Genomic DNA, 20,579 nt, shown 5'->3' with positions numbered 1-20,579 from the left:
ATGGCCCTATTGTCGACCACGCGATGCCCCGCCGGAGACCACGGATCGCCGGGCGACGCCGCGCCGCCCGCCCCGATCAGGCCCTGGCCGGCTCACCGGGGACGGGCACCAGCTCCCTGGCCGCGATGATGCGACGGTACTCGTGGGCCGAGTCCTTCAGCGTGCGCTCCTGGGTGTCGTAGTCGACGCGCACGATGCCGAACCTCTTGTCGTAGCCCCACGCCCACTCGAAGTTGTCGAACAGCGACCAGTAGAAGTAGCCGCGCACATCCACGCCCGCCTCGACCGCATCGAGCACCGCGTCCAGGTGCAGGCGCAGGAACTCGGTGCGGTCGGCATCGTGCACGCGCGTCTCACCGTCCTCCACCACGGGCTCGTCGTCGTAGGCGGCGCCGTTCTCCGTGACGTACAGCACGACCCCGGCGGGATCGGCGTACTCGGCCCACACGCGCTGCAGCAGTCGCGTGAGCCCCTCCGGCTGCACCTCCCAGTGCTGCGCCGTGCGGGGCAGCCCGCGCTCGACCGCGTGGATACCGTCGCTCGACGGGTACGGGCTGCGCGTGGGCCGGGAGGTCGCCGGGCCGCCCTCCTCGGCGGTCGCGGTCGTCGCGGGCACCGTGCCGGAGACGAGGTCGCCGTGGTAGTAGTTCACGCCCTGCGTGTCGATGGGCTGCGCGATGGTCTCGAGGTCGCCGTCGCGCACCGCGGCCTCGAACCGCGCGACCGCCTCGGGGTCGACCGCGCGGATGTCCTCGACGACGTCCGCCGGGTAGGAGCCGCGGTAGATCGGGTCGAGGAACCAGCGGTTGAACTGCCCGTCCAGGCGCCGGGCGGCATCCACGTCGGCGGGGTTCTGCGGGTCGGCGGGGTCGGCGACGGTGTGGTTCAGCGTGATGCCGAGGTTGAGCGACGAGTCGCGCCCGCGCAGCTCCTTCACCGTGGCGCCGTGGGCGAGCAGCAGGTGGTGCGACGCGAGCAGCCCCTCCGCGATGCTGGTGTGCCCCGGCGCGTGCTCGCCGCCCGTATAGGAGAGGAACGACGAGCACCACGGCTCGTTCAGCGTCGTCCACACGTTCACGCGGTCGCCCAGCGCGTCGTGCACGGTGCCCGCGTACTCCAGGAAGCGGTCGACGACGTCGCGGTTCGTCCAGCCCCCGCCCTCCTGCAGCGCCTGCGGCAGGTCCCAGTGGTACAGCGTGAGCCAGGGCAGGATGTCGGCCGCGAGCAGCTCGTCGACCAGGCGGCTGTAGAAGTCGACGCCCGCCCGGTTCACGGCCCCGCCGTCGGGCCGCACGCGCGACCACGACGTGGAGAACCGGTACGTCTGCAACCCGAGGTCCTTCATGAGCGCGACGTCCTGCGGGTACCGGTGGTAGTGGTCGCACGCCACATCCCCGTTGTCGCCGCCGACCACCGCGCCGGGCTCGCGCGCGAACGCATCCCAGATGGAGGCGGTGCGTCCGTCCTCGAAGGCGGCGCCCTCGATCTGGTAGGCCGCCGTCGCCGCGCCGAAGAGGAAGTCCGAGGGGAAGGCACGCGTCATAGGGGTCATCCTTTCACCGCGCCCGCCATGATGCCACTGACCAGCTGCCGCCCCGCCGCCACGAAGAGCACGAGGAGCGGGAGGGTCGCGAGCACCGCACCGGCGAGCACGATCGAGTAGTCGATGTAGTAGCCCGACTGCAGCTGGCTGAGGGCCGTCTGCAGCGTGGGGTTCTGGGGGGAGAGCACGATCAGGGGCCACAGGTAGTCGGTCCACGCGGTCATGAACGTGAACAGGCCGAGGATCGCCATGGCCGGACGGGCGGCGGGCACCCCGACCGTCAGGAACGTGCGGAACTGTCCGGCGCCGTCCATGCGGGCCGCCTCGATGAGCTCGTCCGGGATCACGTCCACCAGGTACTGCCGCATGAAGAACACCCCGAACGCGGTCACCAGGGTCGGCACGATCACCGCGCCGATGGACCCGGTCCACCCGAGCTCGCGCATCAGCATGAACAGGGGGATGATGCCGAGCTGCGTCGGGATCGCCATGGTCGCGATCACGAACACCATCAGCCCGTCGCGTCCCCGGAACCGCAGCTTCGCGAAGGCGTAGCCGGCGAGGGTGGAGAAGGTGACGACCGAGAGCGTGATGATCGAGGAGATCAGGACCGAGTTGCCCAGCGCGAGCCAGAACGGGATCGCGTCGAACACCTTGGCCGCGTTGGCGAGGAAGTTCCCGCCCGGGATCAGCGGCAGCGTCTCCCCCCTGGTCGCGTTGGTGCCGCTGGCGACCACGAACGACCACCACAGGGGGTAGGCGCTGCCGAGCACGAAGGCCGCGAGCAGCCCGTAGGTGAGGAATCCCGGGCGGCTGCCGATGCCGGCGGTGCCGGATGCGGCGCCCCGACGGCGGCGGATGCGCTCCGGGACGCTGAGGGCCTGCGTGGCGGTCATCGCGCCTCCTCCTTGCTGGTGCGGGCGCGACGGCGGGCCGCGCGGTTCTTCGGGGCGTCGCCGGTGGAGATGCGCCGCGAGACGAGGAAGTTGATCAGGCCGATGCCCACGATGAGCAGGAACAGCAGGATCGCGACCGCGGAGGCCTCGCCCAGGTTGCGCCGGAAGAAGGCCAGCTCCCACAGGAACAGCACCGTGGTCTGGAACTGCCGGTCGCTGCCGCCGATGCCGCCCGCGGTGGAGACGTCGAACAGCCGCGGTTCCGCGAAGATCTGCAGGCCGCCGATCGTGGCCGTGATGATCACGAAGATCAGGGTGGGGCGGATGGTCGGGATCGTGATGGAGAAGAAGCGCCGCGCAGATCCGGCGCCGTCGAGCGCGGCCGACTCGTACAGGTCCCGCGGCACGGCCTGCATCGCGGCGAGGAGGATGAGGGCGTTGTAGCCGGTCCACCGGAAGTTCACCATCACCGCGATCGCGATGTGCGACAGGACCGTGTCGTGCTTCCACTGCTGATCCGCGATGCCGATCAGGTTCAGCAGGTTGTTGGCCAGGCCGTCCGCCTCGTTGAAGATGCTCGAGAAGATGATGGCCACGGCGACCGGGGTCACCACGAACGGGATGAGCACGCTCATGCGCCAGAACGTCGGGGCGCGCAGACCGCGGTCCAGCAGGTAGGCGATCAGCAGGGCGACCGCGAGCTGCGGGATCGCGGAGAGCAGGAAGATGCTGAGCGTGTTGCGGATCGAGTTCCAGAACATGCCGTCGCCGAGGATCTCGACGAAGTTGCCGAGCCCGACGAAGTCGCCCTCGCCCTTCAGCAGGTCCCACTCGTGCACGGCCACCCACACCGTGTACAGCAGGGGGAAGAGGCCGACCAGTCCGAACAGCAGGAAGAACGGCGAGATGTAGAAGTACGGCGACGCGTTCTGGTCGAAGCGGGAGAGGCGGTGCCGCCAGGGCCGCTTCGCACCGGTGTCGGCGGGCGGACGCTGCGACGACGCGGGCACCGTGTCGGGGCGGTCGTGCGTGAGTGTCATGGGGTGTCCTCGTTCGGTGGGGGCGCCCTTCGTCTCGCTCGGCTCGCTCAGGAACCGGAGGCACCGGTTCCTGAGCGAGGAGCGCCGGCGACGAGACGAAGGACGCCCCGGGTGATCAGCCGACCAGCTCGTTCAGCAGGCCGATGGCCTGGTCCCACGCGCCCTGGGTGTCGGTCTCGCCGCGGTCGAGGCTGCTGAGCGCCGGACCGAACACGTTCTCCTGGATCACGGAGTCGTCGGCGCCCTTGAACTGCGCGACGACGCCCTTGGCACGCTCGGCGAGGATCGCCCCGGTCGGCGCGTCGTTGAAGAACGCGTTGGGGGTGGCGTCTGCGGCGAGGGTCTCCTGCGCCTTCACGGTCGAGGGGAAGTTGCCCGCGGCGGCGGACTGCTTCACCTGCTGCTCGGGCTGCGTGAGCCAGTCGGCGAGCTCGGCCGCCGCCTTCTTGTGCTGCGAGGTCTCCGGGATGGAGAGGAACGCACCACCCCAGTTGGCCGCGCCACCGGGGAACACGTCGGCGAAGTCCCAGCCGGTCGAGGCGTCGCCGCCGCCGGCCTCGATCTGCCCCTGCACCACGCCGAGCATCCAGCCCGGGCACACGAACGTCGCGAAGGTGCCGTCGACGAACGACTTGCCGCCGTTCCAATCCCACGCGGTCTGCGCGGCGGACTGGCCGCCCTCGGTCGCGGCGCCCAGCAGCTCGAAGCGCTTCTTCAGCTCGTCGTTGCCCTCCACGTTGAGCTCGCCGTCGGCGGTGTAGTAGCCCTCGTCGAGCTGGTTGACCATGGCGTTCCACACGAAGCCGGAGTGGTCGTACCAGGCCTTGCCGGTCTTGGCCGTGTAGTCGGCGCCCACCTGGAAGTAGTTGTCCCAGTCGCCGTTCAGCAGCTCGGCGACGGACTCGCGGTCGCTCGGCAGACCAGCGGCCTCGAACGCGGCACCGTTGTAGCAGATGCCGCTCGGGCCGATGTCGGTGCCGTAGCCGATGACGCGGCCCTCGGCGTCGGTGGCCTGGCCGTACTTCCAGTCCACCCAGTCGTCCTTGCGGTCCTCGATGCCGTAGTCGCGCAGGTCGACGAACGTGTCGGACACGTCCATGATCGCGCCGAGCCAGCCCTCCTCGATCGCCACGATGTCGCTGAGGCCGGAGCCGGCGGCGATCTTGGTGAACGCGTCGGTGCGGGCGTTGCCGCCGGTGTCGATGTTGGTGGCCTCGATCTTCACGTTCGGGTGCGCCTTCTCGTACTCGTCGTAGAGGTCGTCGTAGCCGAAGGTGCCGAACGTGGTGACGGTCAGCGTGATCTCCTCGTCGGCGCTGCCGGCGTCACCGCCGCCGTTGCCGCCGGAGCAGCCGGCGAGGGCGAGGGCGGCGACGGATGCCAGGGCGACGGGCGCCAGGATCCGGGTGCGGGCACGTGTGTTCACAGTTCACTCCTTTGTGGGTGGTCGTGCGGTGTGGTGCATCGGGATGGCATGGGAGCGCTCCCACGGCCATGGTGTGCAACCATATGGGAGCGCTCCCACAGTGTCAAGCGCGGAAGCACCCGGGAAGGCGGCGTACCCTTGACCGGTGCCCGAAGCCACGCTCTCCCCTGCCCTCATCCGCGCCGAGTCGCTCATCCGCAGCATCCCCGACTACCCCGAGCCCGGGATCGTCTTCCGCGACATCACCCCCCTCCTGGCCGACGCCGAGGCACTGCGGGTCACGACCGAGGCGATCATCGAGCCCTTCGCCGGGCAGTTCGACGTGGTCGCGGGCATCGAGGCGCGCGGCTTCATCCTCGCCGGCGCCGCCGCCATCGCCGCCGGGGTCGGGCTCATCCCCATCCGCAAGGCCGGCAAGCTCCCGCGTCCCGCCGCCTCGGTCGACTACGCCCTGGAGTACGGCACCGCCACGATCGAGATGCACGACGACCTCCCGGCGGGCTCCCGCGTGCTGCTCATCGACGACGTGCTCGCCACCGGAGGCACCCTCGCCGCGGGCCGACAGCTCGTCGAGCGTCTGGGCAGCCACGTCGCCGGGATCTCCGTGCTGTTCGAGATCGACGGCCTCGGCGGCCGCGACGCGATCGGCGACCTGCACACCGTCTTCCACTCCGCCTGACCCCGCGGGGAGCGCCGGTGCGAGGGCAGTAGACTGGGGACGCCCGTCCACCCGCGACTCCTGGAGCCGTCATGCCCACCATCGTCGTCGACGTCATGCCCAAGCCCGAACTGCTCGACCCCCAGGGGAAGGCCGTCTCCGGCGCTTTCGCCCGCCTGGGCGTGGACGGCTTCACCGACGTGCGCATCGGCAAGCGCTTCGAGCTCACCGTCGATGGCGAGGTCACCGAGGAGGTGCTCGCCGAGGCGAAGCGCCTCGCCGACGAGGTGCTCTCCAACGCCGTGATCGAAGACGTCGTCGGCATCGAGGTGGCCGAGTGACCACGCGCATCGGGGTCGTCACCTTCCCCGGCTCGCTCGACGACGTCGACGCACAGCGCGCCGTCCGCCTCGCGGGCGCCGAACCCGTCGCCCTGTGGCACGGCGCACACGACCTCGAGGGCGTCGACGCCCTCGTGCTGCCGGGCGGTTTCAGCTACGGCGACTACCTGCGCGCCGGGGCCATCGCCGCCCTCTCCCCGATCATGACCGAGGTCAAGGAGGCCGCCGCGAAGGGCCTGCCCGTGCTCGGCATCTGCAACGGCTTCCAGATGCTGGTCGAGGCGCACCTGCTGCCCGGCGGACTGATCCGCAACAACCACCAGCACTTCGTGCGCCGCGACCAGCGCCTCACCGTCGAGAACGCCGACACCGCGTGGACGAACGCCTTCCGCACCGGCCAGGAGATCGTCATCCCGCTGAAGAACGCCGACGGCGGCTACATCGCCGACGAGCAGACGCTCGACCGCATCGAGGGCGAGGGCCTGGTGGCGTTCCGCTATGCGGGCGTGAACCCGAACGGCTCGCTGCGCGACATCGCCGGGCTCACCAACGAGGCGGGCAACGTCGTGGGGCTCATGCCGCACCCCGAGCACGCCACCGAGCCGGGCTTCGGCCCCGACACGACCGCGGCCATGCGCAGCGGCGTCGACGGCCTGGGCTTCTTCGCGAGCGCGATCGCCGCGGTCGCCCGCGTCGCCGCCTGACGCACGGGCGCACGCCGAAGCCTCAGCCGCGCGACCTCTGACGCACGGGCGCCCCGCAGGTCGGCCGCGGCGTCACTCGCCCGAGGACGCGGCGGCCGCGGGAAGCGCGAACGGGTTGTCGGCGGCCGCCGCCAGCAGGTACCACGCGGTCGTGCCCGTGTGCAGGCTCGCGTAGTAGAGGTCGCCGAAGCCGGAGTCGAGTCCGTCGGTCGAGGTCGCCACGATGCCCTTGCCGTCGCCGTTCACCGCATCGCGCTGCGCCAGGCGGATGTCCGCGAGCAGCTCGTCGGCCTGGGCGGCGTCGCCCGCGGCATCGCGCAGCCGGAGGGCCAGGGCCAGGTGCCCGCTGCCCTCGAACCACGCCTTGGACACGTCCACATCGCTGATCGAGGGGCCGCGGTACGGGCCGTCCGTGGCCATCAGGTGCCCGAGCGTCCAGTCCAGGGCGGCACCGTAGCGGGCGTCCCCCGTGCCGAGCGCGCTCCAGGTCTGCGCATCGAGCGGGACGGGACGGGTGTTGACCGTGCTGCCGTCGAGCAGGGTGCCGGTGTCGACGTGGCCGTCCGCGCTCTGCATCGCGGCGACGAATCCGGCGGCGACGGCCGAGCGCTGCGCCCACACGGCGTCGCCCGTGAGCTGGGCGAGCTGGGCGAAGAAGCCCGCGACGTCGGTGTTGTGCTCCGTCGACTTCCACTCCAGCGAGGCCCCGGTGTCGGTCTGGCCTCCCGTGTAGCCGTACGGCGCCCTGGTCATGTCGGCGGTGTTGTCCTGGATCCAGTTCGCGGTGCGCAGCGCGCCGTCGAGGTACCGCTGCTCGCCCGTCGCGTGGAAGAGGCGCGCGAGGGCCATGCCCACCCAGGCCTGGTTGCCGGTGAAGCTGCCGGGCCCGGTGATCTCGACGCGCCCCTGACGGATGCCGTGGGGCTCGTAGGAGGCGCGCGTGCGCCCGTCGCCGATCGGGTCCTCCTCCTGCACGAACAGCAGGGTGTCGCCGATCGCGCGGGCGCGGCGCAGGTCGTCCGGCAGGCCGCGGGCCGTGTAGGCGATCACGACCAGCGCGTCGTCGTACACGAACGAGGGGGTGAAGTCCCACGTCGGGGTGGTGAAGAAGCCGCCCTGATAGCTGCGCGGGAGGCAGTGGCCCGCGCCGTCGCAGAACTCGTCCACCCGGGCGTCGAGGAACTCGTAGGCGAGTGCGACGGATGCCGCGGGGTCGGCCGTCACGTCGGTTCCGGTCTCGGCGCGCGGCGCACGACTGTCCGACATCGCGGGCGCGGCGCCGAGCAGGACCACGGCGGCGACGAGCGCGGCGACGGCGCTGATCGGGGCGGAGCGGCGCACGGCGACCAGGGGCGACACGACACGAGCGGTGCCCGGTCGGCGCGGGGGACGGGACGGAGCGGGGGGCACGGTACCGAATGTGCCAGATCGCGACACGCCGCTGAAGAGCCTTTCGTCCACATCTCCCGTGCGATATGGCGAGGGCCCGCGCGTGTAGCAAAGCCGACCCGGGGGTGCAAGGCGTTTGCGGCCTCTCGGCAACGATCCGACGATGGGAGCCAGTCCACGATCCCCCGGAAAGGACGACCATGTCCCGCGACCAGTACACCTTCACGAACCCCGCCGAGCTCTACGCCGACATCCAGCCGCAGAAGCAGCACATGCCGGAGCCGGGCCTCGACGCCGACCTGACCCCGAAGGCCGACCTCGGCGAGGACACCTACCGCGGCACGGGCCGTCTCACCGGACGCAAGGCCCTGATCACCGGGGGCGACTCCGGCATCGGCGCGGCCACCGCGATCGCGTTCGCCAGGGAGGGCGCCGACGTGGCGATCTCCTACCTGCCCGAGGAGGAGGCGGACGCGAGCCGCATCGCCGGGCTCCTCCGCGACGCCGGAGCGACGGTCGCCACGATCCCCGGCGACCTGCGCGACCCGGAGTACTGCCGCACGCTCGTGGCCGAGGCCGTGGCCGCCCTGGGCGGGCTCGACATCCTCGTCAACAACGGCGGCAAGCAGGTGTACCGCGAGTCGCTGACCGACCTGACCGACGAGCAGTTCGACGACACGTTCAAGACCAACGTGTACGCCATGTTCTGGATCACGAAGGCCGCGCTCCCGCACCTGCCCGCCGGGTCGACCATCATCAACACCACGTCCATCCAGGCGTACTCGCCGTCGGACATCCTGGTCGACTACGCCTCCACGAAGTCCACGATCAACGCGTTCACGAAGGGTCTCGCCCAGCAGCTCGCGCCGAAGGGCATCCGCGTGAACGCGGTGGCGCCGGGCCCGATCTGGACGCCGCTGCAGCCCAGCGACGGACAGCCCCAGGAGAAGATCGAGAAGTTCGGCGAGGACACGCCCCTCGGCCGCATGGGGCAGCCGGCCGAGCTCGCGCCGGCATATGTGTTCCTCGCGTCGCCGGAGTCGAGCTACGTGATCGGCGAGACGCTGAACGTGAACGGCGGCATGCCCACGCCGTGACCGTGCCCCCATCGCCCGGCCACTGTCGGCGACGGGAGCCGCCGGGCGATGGAAACAGCACGCCACCGACCGGGTACGCGGACTGCTCCGAACCGATTCGATCCGCGTGGTGGTGAGAGTGTAAGCGTTTGCAGTAGCCTGTTCGCATGGCACAGCTCGAACAGTTCGCAGCCCCCGGTACCGAGTGGTGGCGCAGCGCCGTCATCTACCAGATCTACCCCCGCTCCTTCGCGGACGCGTCGGGCGACGGCATCGGCGACCTGCCGGGGATCACGCGCCGGCTCGACTCCCTGCAGGAGCTCGGCGTCGATGCGATCTGGCTCAGCCCGTTCATGACGAGCCCGCAGCGCGACGCCGGCTACGACGTGGCCGACTACCGCGACGTCGACCCGCTGTTCGGCACCCTCTCCGACTTCGACGACATGCTCGCCGCCGCACACGACCGCGGCATCCGCGTGATCGTCGACCTGGTGCCCAACCACTCGTCCGACCAGCACCCGTGGTTCCAGGCGGCCCTCGCCGCGGGACCGGGCAGCCCGGAGCGCGCGCGCTACATCTTCCGCGACGGCAGGGGCGAGAACGGCGAGCTGCCGCCCAACAACTGGGAGTCGGTCTTCGGCGGCGGCATGTGGCAGCGCGTGACCGAGGCCGACGGCACGCCCGGCCAGTGGTACCTGCACATCTTCGACGCCACGCAGCCCGACTTCGACTGGAACAACGAGGAGGTGCAGGAGGAGTTCCGCTCCATCCTGCGCTTCTGGCTCGACCGTGGGGTCGACGGCTTCCGGGTCGACGTGGCCCACGGCATGATCAAGACCGAGGGGCTGCCCGACTACACGCCCCCCACCGACGCCGACTCCATGGGCGGTGGCGAGTCGAACGTGCCGTACTGGGGCCAGGACGGCGTGCACGAGATCTACCGCGACTGGCACCGCGTGCTGGCCGAGTACGACGGCGACCGCGCGCTGTGCGGCGAGGCCTGGATGCCGACGCTCAAGGAGACCGCGCTGTGGGTGCGGCCCGACGAGATGCACCAGACCTTCAACTTCCCGTACCTCATGACCGAGTGGGACGCGAAGGCCCTGGGCGATGTGATCCGCGAGTCGCTCGACGAGTTCGGCGCGGTCGGCGCCCCCAGCACCTGGGTGCTGTCGAACCACGACGTCGTGCGCCACGCCTCGCGCCTCGCCCTCACGTCCGAGAACCCGCAGGGCGAGGGCATCGGGCCGAACACGCCCGACAAGCCCGACACCGCGATCGGCCTGGCGCGCGCCCGCGCCGCCACGACCCTGATGCTGGCCCTCCCCGGCTCGGCGTACCTGTACCAGGGCGAGGAGCTCGGGCTGCCCGAGGCCATGGAGATCCCGGACGAGTTCCGGCAGGACCCCACGTGGTTCCGCACCAACGGCGAGCGCTACGGCCGCGACGGCTGCCGCGTGCCGCTGCCCTGGGAGGCCGAGGCCCCCGCGTTCGGCTTCAACGACACCGGGCTGTCGTGGCTCCCGCAGCCCGCGGACTGGGCGGCCCATGCGCGCGACGTGGAGGAGGTCGACCCCGCGTCGACCCTCGCCCTGTACAAGCGCCTGCTCGCCGGGCGCCGCGAACACGGCTTCGGCACCGGCTCCCTCGTGTGGGAGGACGCGGGGCCCGACGCGGTCGCGTTCCGCCGCGGCGAGGTGCACGTGCTCGCCAACCTCGGCACCGCCCCGCTCCCGCTGCCGGACGGCGCCCTGATCGTGCTGCGCAGCCAGCCCTTCGACGGCCCCGACCTGCCGGTCGACACCGCCGTCTGGTACACCACCGCGGCCTGACCCGCCCGTTCCCGTCGCGGTCGCAGACGCTGCCCGCAGCGCGCGACCGCGACGGAACAGGAACCCCAGGAGGACCCATGGCGAGCATCGACGAGGTCGCCCGGCTCGCCGGCGTCTCCACCGCGACCGTCTCCCGCGCGCTGAGCGGACGAGGGCAGGTCTCGGAGTCGGCGCGCGAGCGCGTGCGCGCGGCCGCGCAGTCGCTCGGCTACGTGGTGTCGTCGCGGGCCTCGAGCCTCGCCTCCGGCCGCACCCGCAACATCGGCGTGGTGGTGCCGTTCCTCGACCGGTGGTTCTTCAGCACGGTGCTGTCGGGGGTGTCCGCCGCGCTCATGCGAGCCGGCTACGACATCACGCTCTACAACATCACCGCCGACGAGGACGTGCGCCGCGATGTGTTCGACACGTTCCTGCGGCGGCAGCGCGTGGACGCGGTGATCGCCGTGTCGATCGAGCTCGACGAGGACGAGACGCAGCAGCTGCTCGACCTCGGACTGCCGGTGATCGCGATCGGCGGCCCGAACCCGAAGCTCGACACGCTCACGGTCGACGACGTCGCGGTCGCGCAGCTCGCCACGGAGCACCTCATCGGACTCGGCCACACCCAGATCGCGCACATCGGCGCGAACCCCGAGTTCGACCTCGACTTCCACATCCCCACCAACCGCCGACTCGGGTTCGAGCGGGCCCTCGCGACCGCCGGGATCCCGCTGCAGCCGGCGTTCCTCGAGCCCGCCGACTTCACAGTCGAGGGCGGCTACCGGGCCGCGAAGCAGCTGCTGGGCCGCCCCGGCCCGCGCCCGACCGCGGTGTTCGCCGCCTCGGACGAGATGGCGATCGGGGCGCTCCTCGCCGCCCGCGACCTCGGGTTCCGCGTGCCGGAGGACCTGTCGATCGTGGGCATCGACGGCCACGAGCTCGGCGAGTTCTTCCGCCTCACCACGGTCGACCAGTTCCCCCTCGGGCAGGGCGAGCGCGCGGCGGACGCCGTCCTGGCGAAGCTCGCCGATCCCGAGGCCGTACGGCCTCCGGCCGCGCTGCCGTACGAGCTCAACGTGCGCGGTACGACCGCCCGCCTGGTCTGACCCGCCGCGGCCGAGACGGCCCCCGCGGGAATCACCCTGGTGATCCTGCGAGAGCCACCTGTCCCCCCCTTTGCGCCCTCGATACCGTGCCGAGCAGACACGTGTTTCGACCGGAGGGAGACATCATGGCTCGGGAGTTCCAGGGGAAGATCGAACTCGACATCCGCGACTCGACGCCTGACTGGGGGGCGTACGAGCTCACCAAGGCGCCGGAGGGTGCGCCGAACGTGCTGGTGATCCTGTTCGACGACACGGGTCTCGCGGCGTGGGAGCCGTACGGCGGGCGCATCCACATGCCCACGCTCCAGCGCCTCGCCGACAACGGCCTCACCTATTCGCAGTGGCACACGACCGCCCTGTGCTCGCCCACCCGGTCGACGTTCCTCACCGGACGCACGCACCACCAGAACGGCTACGCCACGATCTCCGAGACCTCAACGGGGTTCCCTGGCTACAACGGGCACATCCCGAAGTCGAACGCGCCGCTCGCGCGCATCCTCCGCGACAACGGCTGGTCCACGTACTGGGTCGGCAAGAACCACAACGTGCCGATCAACGCGATCTCCAGCGGCTCGGACCGCAGCGAATGGCCGCTCGGGCACGGCTTCGACCGGTTCTACGGCTTCATCGGCGGCGAGACCAACCAGTGGTACCCCGATCTGGCCGTCGACAACCACTACATCGACCAGCCCTCCCAGCCCGAGGACGGGTATCACCTGTCCAAGGACCTCGCGGATCAGGCGATCCGGATGCTGCGCGACACGAAGCAGTCGAACCCGGACAAGCCGTGGTACCTGTGGTTCTGCCCCGGCGCGAACCACGCCCCGCACCACGCCCCGCAGGAGTACATCGACAAGTACAGGGGCATGTTCGACGACGGCTACGAGGCGTACCGCGAGTGGGTGCTGCCGCGCATGATCGAGCGCGGCATCCTGCCGGAGGGCACGCAGCTGACCGACATGAACCCGATGACGCCCGGCACGTTCGCCGAGGTCGACAGCGTGCGTCCGTGGGCGGAGCTGACCGACGAGGAGAAGGCGCTGTTCTCGCGGACCGCGGAGGTGTACGCGGGGTTCAGCGAATACACCGATGCGCAGGTCGGCCGCATCATCGAGCACCTGGAGAAGTCGGGACAGCTCGACAACACGCTCATCATCTACGCGGCAGACAACGGCGCCTCCGGCGAGGGCAGCCCGAACGGCTCGATCAACGAGAACCTGTTCTTCAACGGCTACCCCGAAGACGTCGCACGCAACCTGACGATGATCGACAAGCTCGGCGGGCCCGACGCCTACAACCACTACCCGACCGGCTGGGCGATGGCGTTCTCCACGCCGTTCCGCATGTTCAAGCGCTACTCCTACGCGGGCGGCTCGGCGGACCCGCTGATCATCCACTGGCCCGCGGGGATCACGGCGCGCGGCGAGGTGCGCAGCCAGTACCACCACTGCACCGACATCGTGCCGACGATCCTGGAGGCGTGCGGCGTCGAGGCGCCGACCGTCGTGGACGGCGTGGAGCAGACGCCGATGCCCGGGGTGCCGATGAACTACTCCTTCGACGCCGCGGACGCCCCCACCACCAAGCAGACGCAGTACTACGAGATGCTCGGCACGCGCGGTATCTGGAGCAAGGGGTGGAAGGCCGTCGCCGAGCACGGCCCCGTCCCGATCGGCCTGGGGCACTTCGACGAGGACCGCTGGCAGCTGTTCCACGTCGACGAGGACAGGGCGGAGGCCGTGGACCTCGCCGAGCAGTACCCCGAGAAGCTGGAGGAGCTCACGGCGCTCTGGCTCGAAGAGGCCAAGAAGTACGACGTGCTGCCCCTGAACGACCTGGGCGTCGCCGACTTCATCAAATACGAGTACCACCTGCCGGTGCCCGCCGACGGCCGCTTCACCTACTACCCGGAGACGACCGAGGTGCAGGAGCAGCTCGCCGCGCGCACGCAGCAGGTGTCGTTCAAGATCCTCGCCGACGTGGACTTCACCGCGGCGACCGAGGGCGTGATCGTCGCCCAGGGCTCGCGCTTCGGCGGCTACAGCCTGTACGTGCAGGACGGCACGCTGTCGTTCGTGTACAACTTCCTCGGCATCCCGCCCGAGCAGCGGGTCGGCACCGCCGCGCCGACCGAGGGCCGCCACATCGTCGGCGTCGGCTTCGAGAAGGAGGGCAGCGGCGACCACGGCGAAGCGCTCGGCACGCTCACGCTCTACGTCGACGACGAGGCCGTCGAGTCGATCCCGATCCGCACCCAGCTCGGCCGCTACGCCCTCACGGGCGAGGGACTGAGCGTCGGCTACGACTCGGGCGACACCGTGACCACCGCCTACCCCAACCGCTTCGCCTTCACGGGCGGTGAGATCCACCAGGTGGTCTACGACGTGGCCGACGACCACTACGTCGACGTGGAACGGGAGTTCGCCGCGAAGCTCGCCAGCGACTGAGGCCCCGCGACTCCGGCGCGCTACCGCACCGTGCCGTCACGCCAGGTGCGGTAGCCGCCGTCGAGGTTGCGCACGTCGCGTCCGTGCTGCCGCAGCAGCCGCGTCGCGATGTGACCGCGGAGCCCCACCTGGCAGTGGACGACCAGCGGCCCCGCCGGCAGCTCGTCGAGGCGGTCGCGCAACTCGTCCAGCGGGACGTTGAGCGCGCCGGGGATCGCGCCGGCCGCGTGCTCCGCGGGGGAGCGCACATCGATGAGCACGGCCCCGGCGCGCACGGCGTCGTCGAGCCCGTGCCACTGCACGGTGGGGGTGGTGCCGGTGCGCGTGTTCTCGGCCACGTAGCCGAGCATGTTGACCGGGTCCTTCGCCGAGCCGAACTGCGGCGCATAGGCGAGCTCGAGCCGGGCGAGACCCGCGGCCGTGACGCCCGCCTGCATCGCGGTGGCGATCACGTCGATGCGCTTGTCGACCCCGTCGCGACCCACCACCTGCGCGCCGAGGATGCGGTCGCTCGCCGGGTCGGCCAGGAGCTTCATCGACAGCGTCTCCGCACCGGGGTAGTAGCCCGCGTGCGAGCCCGGGTGCACGTGCACGACGTAGAACTCACGACCGGCGGCGCGGAGCTGCCGTTCGCTCCAGCCGGTCTTGGCGAGCGCGAGCCCGAACACGCCCACGATGCCGGTGCCGACGGCCGGTGACGCAGCCTCGACCCGGCCCGCGATGAGGTCGGCCACCATCCGGCCGTGCCGATTCGCGAGTCCCGCCATCGTGATGAGTGCGGGGCCGCCGCCCACCAGGTCGCTCTTCTCGACACCGTCGCCCACCGCGAACACGTCGGGGGCGCTGGTGCGGCAGGCGTCGTCCACCGCGATCCCGCCGGTCTCGCCGATCCGGATGCCCGCGTCCCGCGCGAGCCCGACCTCGGGCACCACTCCCGACGCGTCCACCACGAACTCGGCGGCCACGACGGTCCCGTCGCTCAGGGTCACGGCACCCGGCGCGGACGCGGTGACCTCGACGCCGAGCCGTACGTCCACCCCGCGCACCCGCAGCTCCTCGGCGAGCGGTGCGGCCATCTCGGGGTCGAGCGGGGAGAGCAGCTGGGGCCCGCGCTGCACGAGCGTGACTGCGGCGCCACGGGCGACGAGGTTCTCGACGGCCCCCAGCCCCGTGTAACCGCCGCCGACCACGACCGCGGGCAGGCCGGGTCGTGCCGCGGCGTGGATCGCGTCGGCATCGTCGACCGTGCGCAGGCTGCGCACGGGCGGTCCCGCGTCGGGCTCGTCGCGGCGCGGGCGAGCGCCGGTGGCGAGCACGAGGCGGTCGTACGGCTGGCGCATCCGCTGCCCGTCGGGCCCTTCGACCTCGACGACGCGGCGGTCGGTGTCGATGTGCACGACCTCGTGGCGCACGCGCACGTCGAGCCGGAAGCGGCGGTGCAGCGACTCGGGGGTCTGCAGCAGCAGCGCCTCGCGGTCCTGGATCACCCCGCCCACGTAGTACGGGAGGCCGCAGTTGGCGTATGACACCTCCGGCCCGCGCTCGAAGACGACGATGTGCGCGGACTCGTCCAGTCGGCGCAGTCGGGTGGCGGCGGACATCCCGCCAGCGACCCCGCCGACGATCACGACCGTGAGGGGCGCGGCGCTCATCGGCCGAACAACCGCGACAGGAAGCCGCCGGTGGGCTGCTCGTCGGCGTGTCCGCCGCACCAGTCCGACCTCGGTACGGTCTGGCGGACGGCGTCGACGTGCTGACCACATCCCGCCCAGGTGGTCTTTCCGCAGGTTCGGCAACGGACGGCTCGGCACATGGGTGACTCCTCTCGATACCCCGGTGGGTATCCATCACTATACCCCCGGGGGTATGATGGAGTTCTCAGCCGACGATCAGGGAGCCGCCATGTCCACCACCGATGCCGAGACGCAACGCAAGATCGCCAACCGCCTCAAGCGCGCACAGGGTCAGCTCGGCGCCGTGATCGCGGCCGTCGAGGCCGGCAGCGACTGCCGAGCGGTCGTCACGCAGCTCTCCGCCGTCACCTCCGCGCTCGACAAGGCGGGCTTCCAGATCATCGCCACCGCAATGAGGGACTGCCTCGACGGCCCGGAAGAGGAGGACGGCGTCTCCCTGCCCGAGCTCGAGAAGCTGTTCCTCTCGCTCGCCTGACGGCAGGCCGGACCGCCGCCGGGCGGTCGGGGTCAGACGGCGGGGACGTGCGGCAGGGCGTGGAACCGGCGGTCCACATACACCAGCGGGCGGGCGGGTCGCCCCGGCAGCACCTCCAGGACCTCCGCGATCACGACCGTCGAGGAGCCGACGGGCACGGTGTGCAGCGGGCGGCAGCGCAGCGCGACCCTCGCCTCCGGGAGGTGCGGCTCGCCGGTCGGCAGCGTCGTCCAGCCCTGCCGCGACGTGAACCGCTCGGCACCGCTCACGGCGAAGCTCTGCGCGAGGTCGGAGTGCTCGTCGTCGATCAGGTGCACCACGAAGCTCGGCGCGGACAGGATCGCCCCGGCGCTCCCGGTCGCCCGCGTGACGGAGAACATGATCGCGGCGGGATCGACCGCCACGGACGACACGCTGGAGGCGGTGAGGCCCACCGGACCGTCGGGGCCCTGGGCCGTGATGATCGCGACACCGGCGGGGTGCGCGCGGAACGCGGCCTTGAGTCCCTCGCCGACGGCGGACGGGACGGGGGCGGCGGGGTGGGGGCGGGGGTCGATGGTCATGCGGGGAACTTCCGGGTCACCCTTCCACCGTAAGACCTCAAGCGCGCTTGAGCTCAAATCGAGCGACTTCCGTCCGCCTCAGCCGATGCGGAACCCCGCCGCCCGCAGCACCTCCTCGCGCGAGCTCGGGCCGACCAGCAGCGTGAACGCGCCGGGCTCCACCCGGCGCACACCCGCCGCATCGACGATCGTGCACTCGGCGGCGGGCACCTCCACCCGCACCCGCACCGACTCCCCCGGCGCCACGTCCACCTGGCGGTACGCCTTGAGCTCCCGATCGGTCCAGCTCACGCTCGTGACCTCGTCGCGCACGTACACCTGCACGGTCTCGCGCGCGGGCCGGGCTCCCGTGTTCGTCACGGTCACGTGACCCACGACCGTGTCGTCCGGGGTGAGAGCCTCCGCCTCCAGCTCCAGGTCGGAGTACTCGACCGTGGTGTACGAGCGCCCCTCGCCGAACGCCCAGGCGGGCGACTGGGTGAGGTCGGCGTACCGGTCGCCGTGCTGTCCGCGGATCTGGTTGTAGTAGGTCGGCTGCTGCCCCACGTGGCGCGCGAACGAGATCGGCAGTCGGCCGGACGGCTCGACCAGGCCCGCCATGACCTCGGCGAGCGCGCGACCACCCTGCATCCCGGGGTTGGCCGCCCAGATCACGGCCGCCGCGCGCTGCGCCGACGCCGGGAGCACGAGCGGCTTCGACGCGAGCAGCACGATCACGACCGGCGTGCCGGTGTCGATCAGCGCGTCCAGCAGCGCGTTCTGGCCGCCGATGAGCTCGAGCGTGGCCGTCGAGCGGCCCTCACCCACGAGCTCGATCCGGTCGCCGACCACCGCGACCACGACGTCGGCGGCCTCGGCGTCGGCCACGGCCTCCGCGATCAGCGCCGCGTCGGGCGCACACGGCCGCACCACCGGCGGCCGCGGCTGCTTGTCGGGGAAGTGCGTGCCCCGCGGGTCGTCCTCGAGGGTGAGGATGTCGGCGCCGCGCGTGTGCGTCACCCGCCAGCCGTCCACCGCGCGCAGCCCGTCGAGCACGGTCGTGATCATGTCGCGCGGCTGCCCGTCGAGCCACCCCGCCTGACCCGAACCTCCCGCCCAGTCGCCCAGCTGCGTCTGCGCGTCGTCGGCCAGGGGTCCCGTCACGGCGATGCGCAGCGGGGCCGCGGGGTCGAGCGGCAGCACGCCGTCGTTCTCCAGCAGCACGAGGGAGCGTCGCGCCGTCTCCAGGTTCAGCTCGGCGTGCGCGGCGCTGCCCACCACGGACGACAGGTCTGCGCGCGGCAGTCGCGGATCCTCGAACAGCCCGAGCTCGAACTTGAGCGTGAGGATGCGGGCGACCGCGTCGTCGAACGCGTCGTCGGGCAGCAGCCCCTGCGCCACCGCGTCGAGCGCGCCCTCGAAGAATCCGGGCGTGGTCATGACCATGTCGTTGCCCGCCCGCACCGCGGCCGCGGCCGCCTGGGTCAGGTCGGGCTGGATGCGCTGCTCCCACACCATGCGCCCGACGTTGTCCCAGTCGGTGATGAGGGTGCCGGTGTAGCCCCACTCGTCGCGCAGTACGTCGCTGAGCAGCCAGTCGTTCAGGGTGATCGGCACGCCGTCGGTGGTCTGGTAGCCGAGCATGAACGTGCGGCAGCCCTCGCGGGCCACGCGCTCGAACGGCGGCAGGAACCAGGAGCGCAGCTTGCGGCGCGAGATGTCGGCCTCGCTCGCGTCCCGTCCGCCCTGCGTCTCGGAGTACCCCGCGAAGTGCTTGGCGGTCGCGAGGATCGCGGTCGGGTCGTCGAGCCCGTCGCCCTGGTAGCCGCGCACCATGGCGCTCGCGAGCTCGCCGATCAGGAACGGGTCCTCGCCGAACGTCTCGTTGATCCGGCCCCACCGCAGGTCGCGCGCGATGCACAGCACGGGAGAGAAGGTCCAGTGGATGCCGGTGACCGCGACCTCCTCCGCGGTGGCCCGCGCGACGCGCTCCAGCAGCCCGGCGTCCCACGTCGCTGCCATGCCCAGCTGGGTGGGGTAGATCGTCGCACCCGGCCAGAACGAGTGGCCGTGGATGCAGTCCTCGCCCACGAGCAGGGGGATGCGCAGGCGGGTCTGCGCCGTGAGCTCGTTCGCCCGCACGATGCGCTCGGGAGACGTGTGCAGGATCGAGCCGACGTGACGCCGCAGCACGTGGTCGTCGAGATCGTCGCGGGCGTCGAGCTGCAGCATCTGCCCGACCTTCTCCTCCACGCTCATGCGGGAGAGGAGGTCGGCGACGCGCTCGGGGATCGGCAGGGAGGGGTTCTGGTACGGGAGGGTGGTCGTCGGGAGCAGAGAGGTCATCACTTCGTGTTCTGTGTCGTCGTATCGGTGGTGTCGGTCGTCGGCAGGGGGACGGAGCGCACGGCCGTGACCGGCGCGTTCACGTCGAGCCCCTTCTTCTTCATGGCCCGTGCGCGCTCTCCGGCGGAACGCAACCGCGGGTTCACATACTCGTCGATCCCGAAGTTGATCAGCGACAGGGCCACGCCGATGATGGCGATGCAGAGCCCCGCGGGCACGTACCACCACCACAACCGGGGGAAGGCGCCGTTCTGCTGCGCCCAGAACAGGATCGTGCCCCAGTTGAGGTTGCTCACCGGAATCACCCCGATGAACGCGAGCGTCGTGAGGCCGAGGATCGCGGCGGTCACGGTGCCGACGAAGCTCGACGCGATGAGCGCCATCAGGTTCGGCAGCATCTCGACCGTGATGATGCGGCGCAGCGGCTCGCCGTTGGCGCGGGCGGCCTGGATGAAGTCGCGGTTGCGCAGCGACATGGTCTGCGCCCGGAGCACGCGCGCACCCCACGCCCACCCGGTGAGCCCGAGCACGGCGGCGATCACGATCAGCGGCGGGTTGTCGAACTGCGACGCGATGATGATGATCAGCGGGATGCCGGGGATCACGAGGAAGACGTTCGTCAGCGCCGACAGCGACTCGCTCTTCCAGCCGCGCACGTACCCGGCGATCACGCCGACCGTGATGGCGATGATGGTGGCGATGAACGCGGCGAGGAAGCCGACGACGATCACCCCGCGCGTGCCGTAGATGATCTGGCTCAGCACGTCCTCCCCCATGTGCGTCGTCCCGAGCCAGTGCTCCCACGACGGCGGCTGGCGGAGCGCGGAGCGGTCCTTCTGGGTGGGTCCGTACGGGGCGATCCACGGGGCCAGGATCGCGACGAGCACGAAGATCCCGAGGATGATGAGCCCGGCCAGAGACTTGGGGTTGCGGAACATCGCGAACGCCTGGCCGAGCTGCGACCGGAACGTCGCGCGGTGCGGGTCGCCCGACGGCGCGGTGCGCAGGGTCGCGGTCTCCGGCATGCCCGAGGCGACCGGCGAGCCGTCGGGGGCGGTGCCTGCGGCGGTGGTGGGAACGGTCAT

At 71.2% G+C, this 20,579-nt stretch carries 17 protein-coding genes; 8 read left to right on the top strand and 9 right to left on the bottom strand.

The features are described from left to right. Nucleotides 1-76 precede the first annotated feature (76 nt). The 4 genes from ACWH95_RS07250 to ACWH95_RS07235 form a co-directional block, all read right to left on the bottom strand. A complete protein-coding gene (locus tag ACWH95_RS07250) occupies nucleotides 77-1,543 on the bottom strand; it encodes a GH1 family beta-glucosidase (RefSeq protein ID WP_247638229.1) in 1,467 nt (488 codons plus the stop codon). Nucleotides 1,544-1,548: 5 nt separating this feature from the next. Further along, nucleotides 1,549-2,439, bottom strand: a complete 891-nt coding sequence (locus tag ACWH95_RS07245) for a carbohydrate ABC transporter permease (protein WP_136032796.1) — start codon at nucleotides 2,437-2,439, stop codon at nucleotides 1,549-1,551. Continuing rightward, on the bottom strand, nucleotides 2,436-3,479 hold the full coding sequence (locus tag ACWH95_RS07240; protein WP_136036124.1) for a carbohydrate ABC transporter permease: 1,044 nt from the start codon (nucleotides 3,477-3,479) through the stop codon (nucleotides 2,436-2,438). Before ACWH95_RS07240 ends, ACWH95_RS07245 begins: the two co-directional genes overlap by 4 nt. A gap of 115 nt (nucleotides 3,480-3,594) precedes the next feature. Further along, a complete protein-coding gene (locus ACWH95_RS07235) occupies nucleotides 3,595-4,905 on the bottom strand; it encodes an ABC transporter substrate-binding protein (protein ID WP_247638228.1) in 1,311 nt (436 codons plus the stop codon). A 145-nt stretch (nucleotides 4,906-5,050) separates the two neighbouring features. Here ACWH95_RS07235 and ACWH95_RS07230 point away from each other — a divergent pair, with 145 nt between their 5' ends. From ACWH95_RS07230 to purQ, 3 genes are all read left to right on the top strand, one after another. Next, nucleotides 5,051-5,584 carry an adenine phosphoribosyltransferase gene (locus ACWH95_RS07230; protein WP_136032790.1) on the top strand — a complete coding sequence of 178 codons (534 nt, stop codon included), beginning with the start codon at nucleotides 5,051-5,053 and terminating at the stop codon, nucleotides 5,582-5,584. Nucleotides 5,585-5,655: 71 nt separating this feature from the next. Further along, the gene (gene purS, locus ACWH95_RS07225) at nucleotides 5,656-5,904 is read left to right on the top strand and encodes a phosphoribosylformylglycinamidine synthase subunit PurS (protein WP_136045686.1); all 249 of its coding nucleotides are present in this window, start codon (nucleotides 5,656-5,658) and stop codon (nucleotides 5,902-5,904) included. Beyond that, nucleotides 5,901-6,608, top strand: coding sequence for a phosphoribosylformylglycinamidine synthase subunit PurQ (gene purQ, locus ACWH95_RS07220; protein WP_136032786.1), 708 nt, complete (start codon nucleotides 5,901-5,903; stop codon nucleotides 6,606-6,608). The genes purS and purQ overlap by 4 nt, the downstream gene beginning before the upstream one ends. A 72-nt stretch (nucleotides 6,609-6,680) precedes the next feature. On the opposite strand, the gene ACWH95_RS07215 is transcribed toward purQ, so the two are convergent. Beyond that, nucleotides 6,681-7,967 carry a hypothetical protein gene (locus ACWH95_RS07215; protein ID WP_240745333.1) on the bottom strand — a complete coding sequence of 429 codons (1,287 nt, stop codon included), beginning with the start codon at nucleotides 7,965-7,967 and terminating at the stop codon, nucleotides 6,681-6,683. 230 nt (nucleotides 7,968-8,197) lie between these two features. Here ACWH95_RS07215 and ACWH95_RS07210 point away from each other — a divergent pair, with 230 nt between their 5' ends. From ACWH95_RS07210 to ACWH95_RS07195, 4 genes are all read left to right on the top strand, one after another. Further along, entirely contained in the window at nucleotides 8,198-9,094 is an 897-nt protein-coding gene (locus tag ACWH95_RS07210; protein ID WP_136032784.1) for an SDR family oxidoreductase, read from the top strand. Nucleotides 9,095-9,240: 146 nt separating this feature from the next. Next, nucleotides 9,241-10,905, top strand: coding sequence for a glycoside hydrolase family 13 protein (locus ACWH95_RS07205; RefSeq protein WP_136032782.1), 1,665 nt, complete (start codon nucleotides 9,241-9,243; stop codon nucleotides 10,903-10,905). Nucleotides 10,906-10,982: 77 nt separating this feature from the next. Further along, complete coding sequence (locus tag ACWH95_RS07200; RefSeq protein ID WP_454120452.1) at nucleotides 10,983-11,990, top strand: LacI family DNA-binding transcriptional regulator; 1,008 nt, start codon at nucleotides 10,983-10,985, stop codon at nucleotides 11,988-11,990. A gap of 125 nt (nucleotides 11,991-12,115) precedes the next feature. Then, nucleotides 12,116-14,437 carry an arylsulfatase gene (locus ACWH95_RS07195; RefSeq protein WP_247638225.1) on the top strand — a complete coding sequence of 774 codons (2,322 nt, stop codon included), beginning with the start codon at nucleotides 12,116-12,118 and terminating at the stop codon, nucleotides 14,435-14,437. 20 nt (nucleotides 14,438-14,457) lie between these two features. Here ACWH95_RS07195 and ACWH95_RS07190 read toward each other — a convergent pair whose 3' ends face one another. Continuing rightward, on the bottom strand, nucleotides 14,458-16,089 hold the full coding sequence (locus ACWH95_RS07190) for an FAD-dependent oxidoreductase (protein WP_454120451.1): 1,632 nt from the start codon (nucleotides 16,087-16,089) through the stop codon (nucleotides 14,458-14,460). A gap of 250 nt (nucleotides 16,090-16,339) precedes the next feature. Here ACWH95_RS07190 and ACWH95_RS07185 point away from each other — a divergent pair, with 250 nt between their 5' ends. Then, a complete protein-coding gene (locus ACWH95_RS07185) occupies nucleotides 16,340-16,606 on the top strand; it encodes a metal-sensitive transcriptional regulator (protein ID WP_136036129.1) in 267 nt (88 codons plus the stop codon). 32 nt (nucleotides 16,607-16,638) lie between these two features. On the opposite strand, the gene ACWH95_RS07180 is transcribed toward ACWH95_RS07185, so the two are convergent. The 3 genes from ACWH95_RS07180 to ACWH95_RS07170 all read right to left on the bottom strand — a co-directional run bounded on the left by ACWH95_RS07180 (nucleotide 16,639) and on the right by ACWH95_RS07170 (nucleotide 20,579). After that, nucleotides 16,639-17,169 carry a flavin reductase family protein gene (locus tag ACWH95_RS07180; protein ID WP_454120450.1) on the bottom strand — a complete coding sequence of 177 codons (531 nt, stop codon included), beginning with the start codon at nucleotides 17,167-17,169 and terminating at the stop codon, nucleotides 16,639-16,641. Nucleotides 17,170-17,247: 78 nt separating this feature from the next. Beyond that, nucleotides 17,248-19,494, bottom strand: a complete 2,247-nt coding sequence (locus tag ACWH95_RS07175) for an exo-beta-d-1,3/1,6-glucosidase (protein WP_454120449.1) — start codon at nucleotides 19,492-19,494, stop codon at nucleotides 17,248-17,250. Continuing rightward, nucleotides 19,494-20,579, bottom strand: coding sequence for an ABC transporter permease (locus ACWH95_RS07170; RefSeq protein WP_447652663.1), 1,086 nt, complete (start codon nucleotides 20,577-20,579; stop codon nucleotides 19,494-19,496). The genes ACWH95_RS07175 and ACWH95_RS07170 overlap by 1 nt, the downstream gene beginning before the upstream one ends.

Source organism: Microbacterium sp. NPDC055502, assembly GCF_053643635.1.
This window is presented reverse-complemented; position numbering and strand designations above follow the sequence as displayed.

Excerpts from the sequence above, each read along its gene's own strand:
- ACWH95_RS07250 (WP_247638229.1), bottom strand. The coding sequence starts at position 1,543 with ATGACGCGTGCCTTCCCCTCGGACTTCCTCTTCGGCGCGGCGACGGCG.
- ACWH95_RS07245 (WP_136032796.1), bottom strand. The coding sequence starts at position 2,439 with ATGACCGCCACGCAGGCCCTCAGCGTCCCGGAGCGCATCCGCCGCCGT.
- ACWH95_RS07240 (WP_136036124.1), bottom strand. The coding sequence starts at position 3,479 with ATGACACTCACGCACGACCGCCCCGACACGGTGCCCGCGTCGTCGCAG.
- purS (WP_136045686.1), top strand. The coding sequence starts at position 5,656 with ATGCCCACCATCGTCGTCGACGTCATGCCCAAGCCCGAACTGCTCGAC.
- ACWH95_RS07210 (WP_136032784.1), top strand. The coding sequence starts at position 8,198 with ATGTCCCGCGACCAGTACACCTTCACGAACCCCGCCGAGCTCTACGCC.
- ACWH95_RS07205 (WP_136032782.1), top strand. The coding sequence starts at position 9,241 with ATGGCACAGCTCGAACAGTTCGCAGCCCCCGGTACCGAGTGGTGGCGC.
- ACWH95_RS07200 (WP_454120452.1), top strand. The coding sequence starts at position 10,983 with ATGGCGAGCATCGACGAGGTCGCCCGGCTCGCCGGCGTCTCCACCGCG.
- ACWH95_RS07195 (WP_247638225.1), top strand. The coding sequence starts at position 12,116 with ATGGCTCGGGAGTTCCAGGGGAAGATCGAACTCGACATCCGCGACTCG.
- ACWH95_RS07190 (WP_454120451.1), bottom strand. The coding sequence starts at position 16,089 with ATGAGCGCCGCGCCCCTCACGGTCGTGATCGTCGGCGGGGTCGCTGGC.
- ACWH95_RS07185 (WP_136036129.1), top strand. The coding sequence starts at position 16,340 with ATGTCCACCACCGATGCCGAGACGCAACGCAAGATCGCCAACCGCCTC.
- ACWH95_RS07180 (WP_454120450.1), bottom strand. The coding sequence starts at position 17,169 with ATGACCATCGACCCCCGCCCCCACCCCGCCGCCCCCGTCCCGTCCGCC.
- ACWH95_RS07175 (WP_454120449.1), bottom strand. The coding sequence starts at position 19,494 with ATGACCTCTCTGCTCCCGACGACCACCCTCCCGTACCAGAACCCCTCC.
- ACWH95_RS07170 (WP_447652663.1), bottom strand. The coding sequence starts at position 20,579 with ATGACCGTTCCCACCACCGCCGCAGGCACCGCCCCCGACGGCTCGCCG.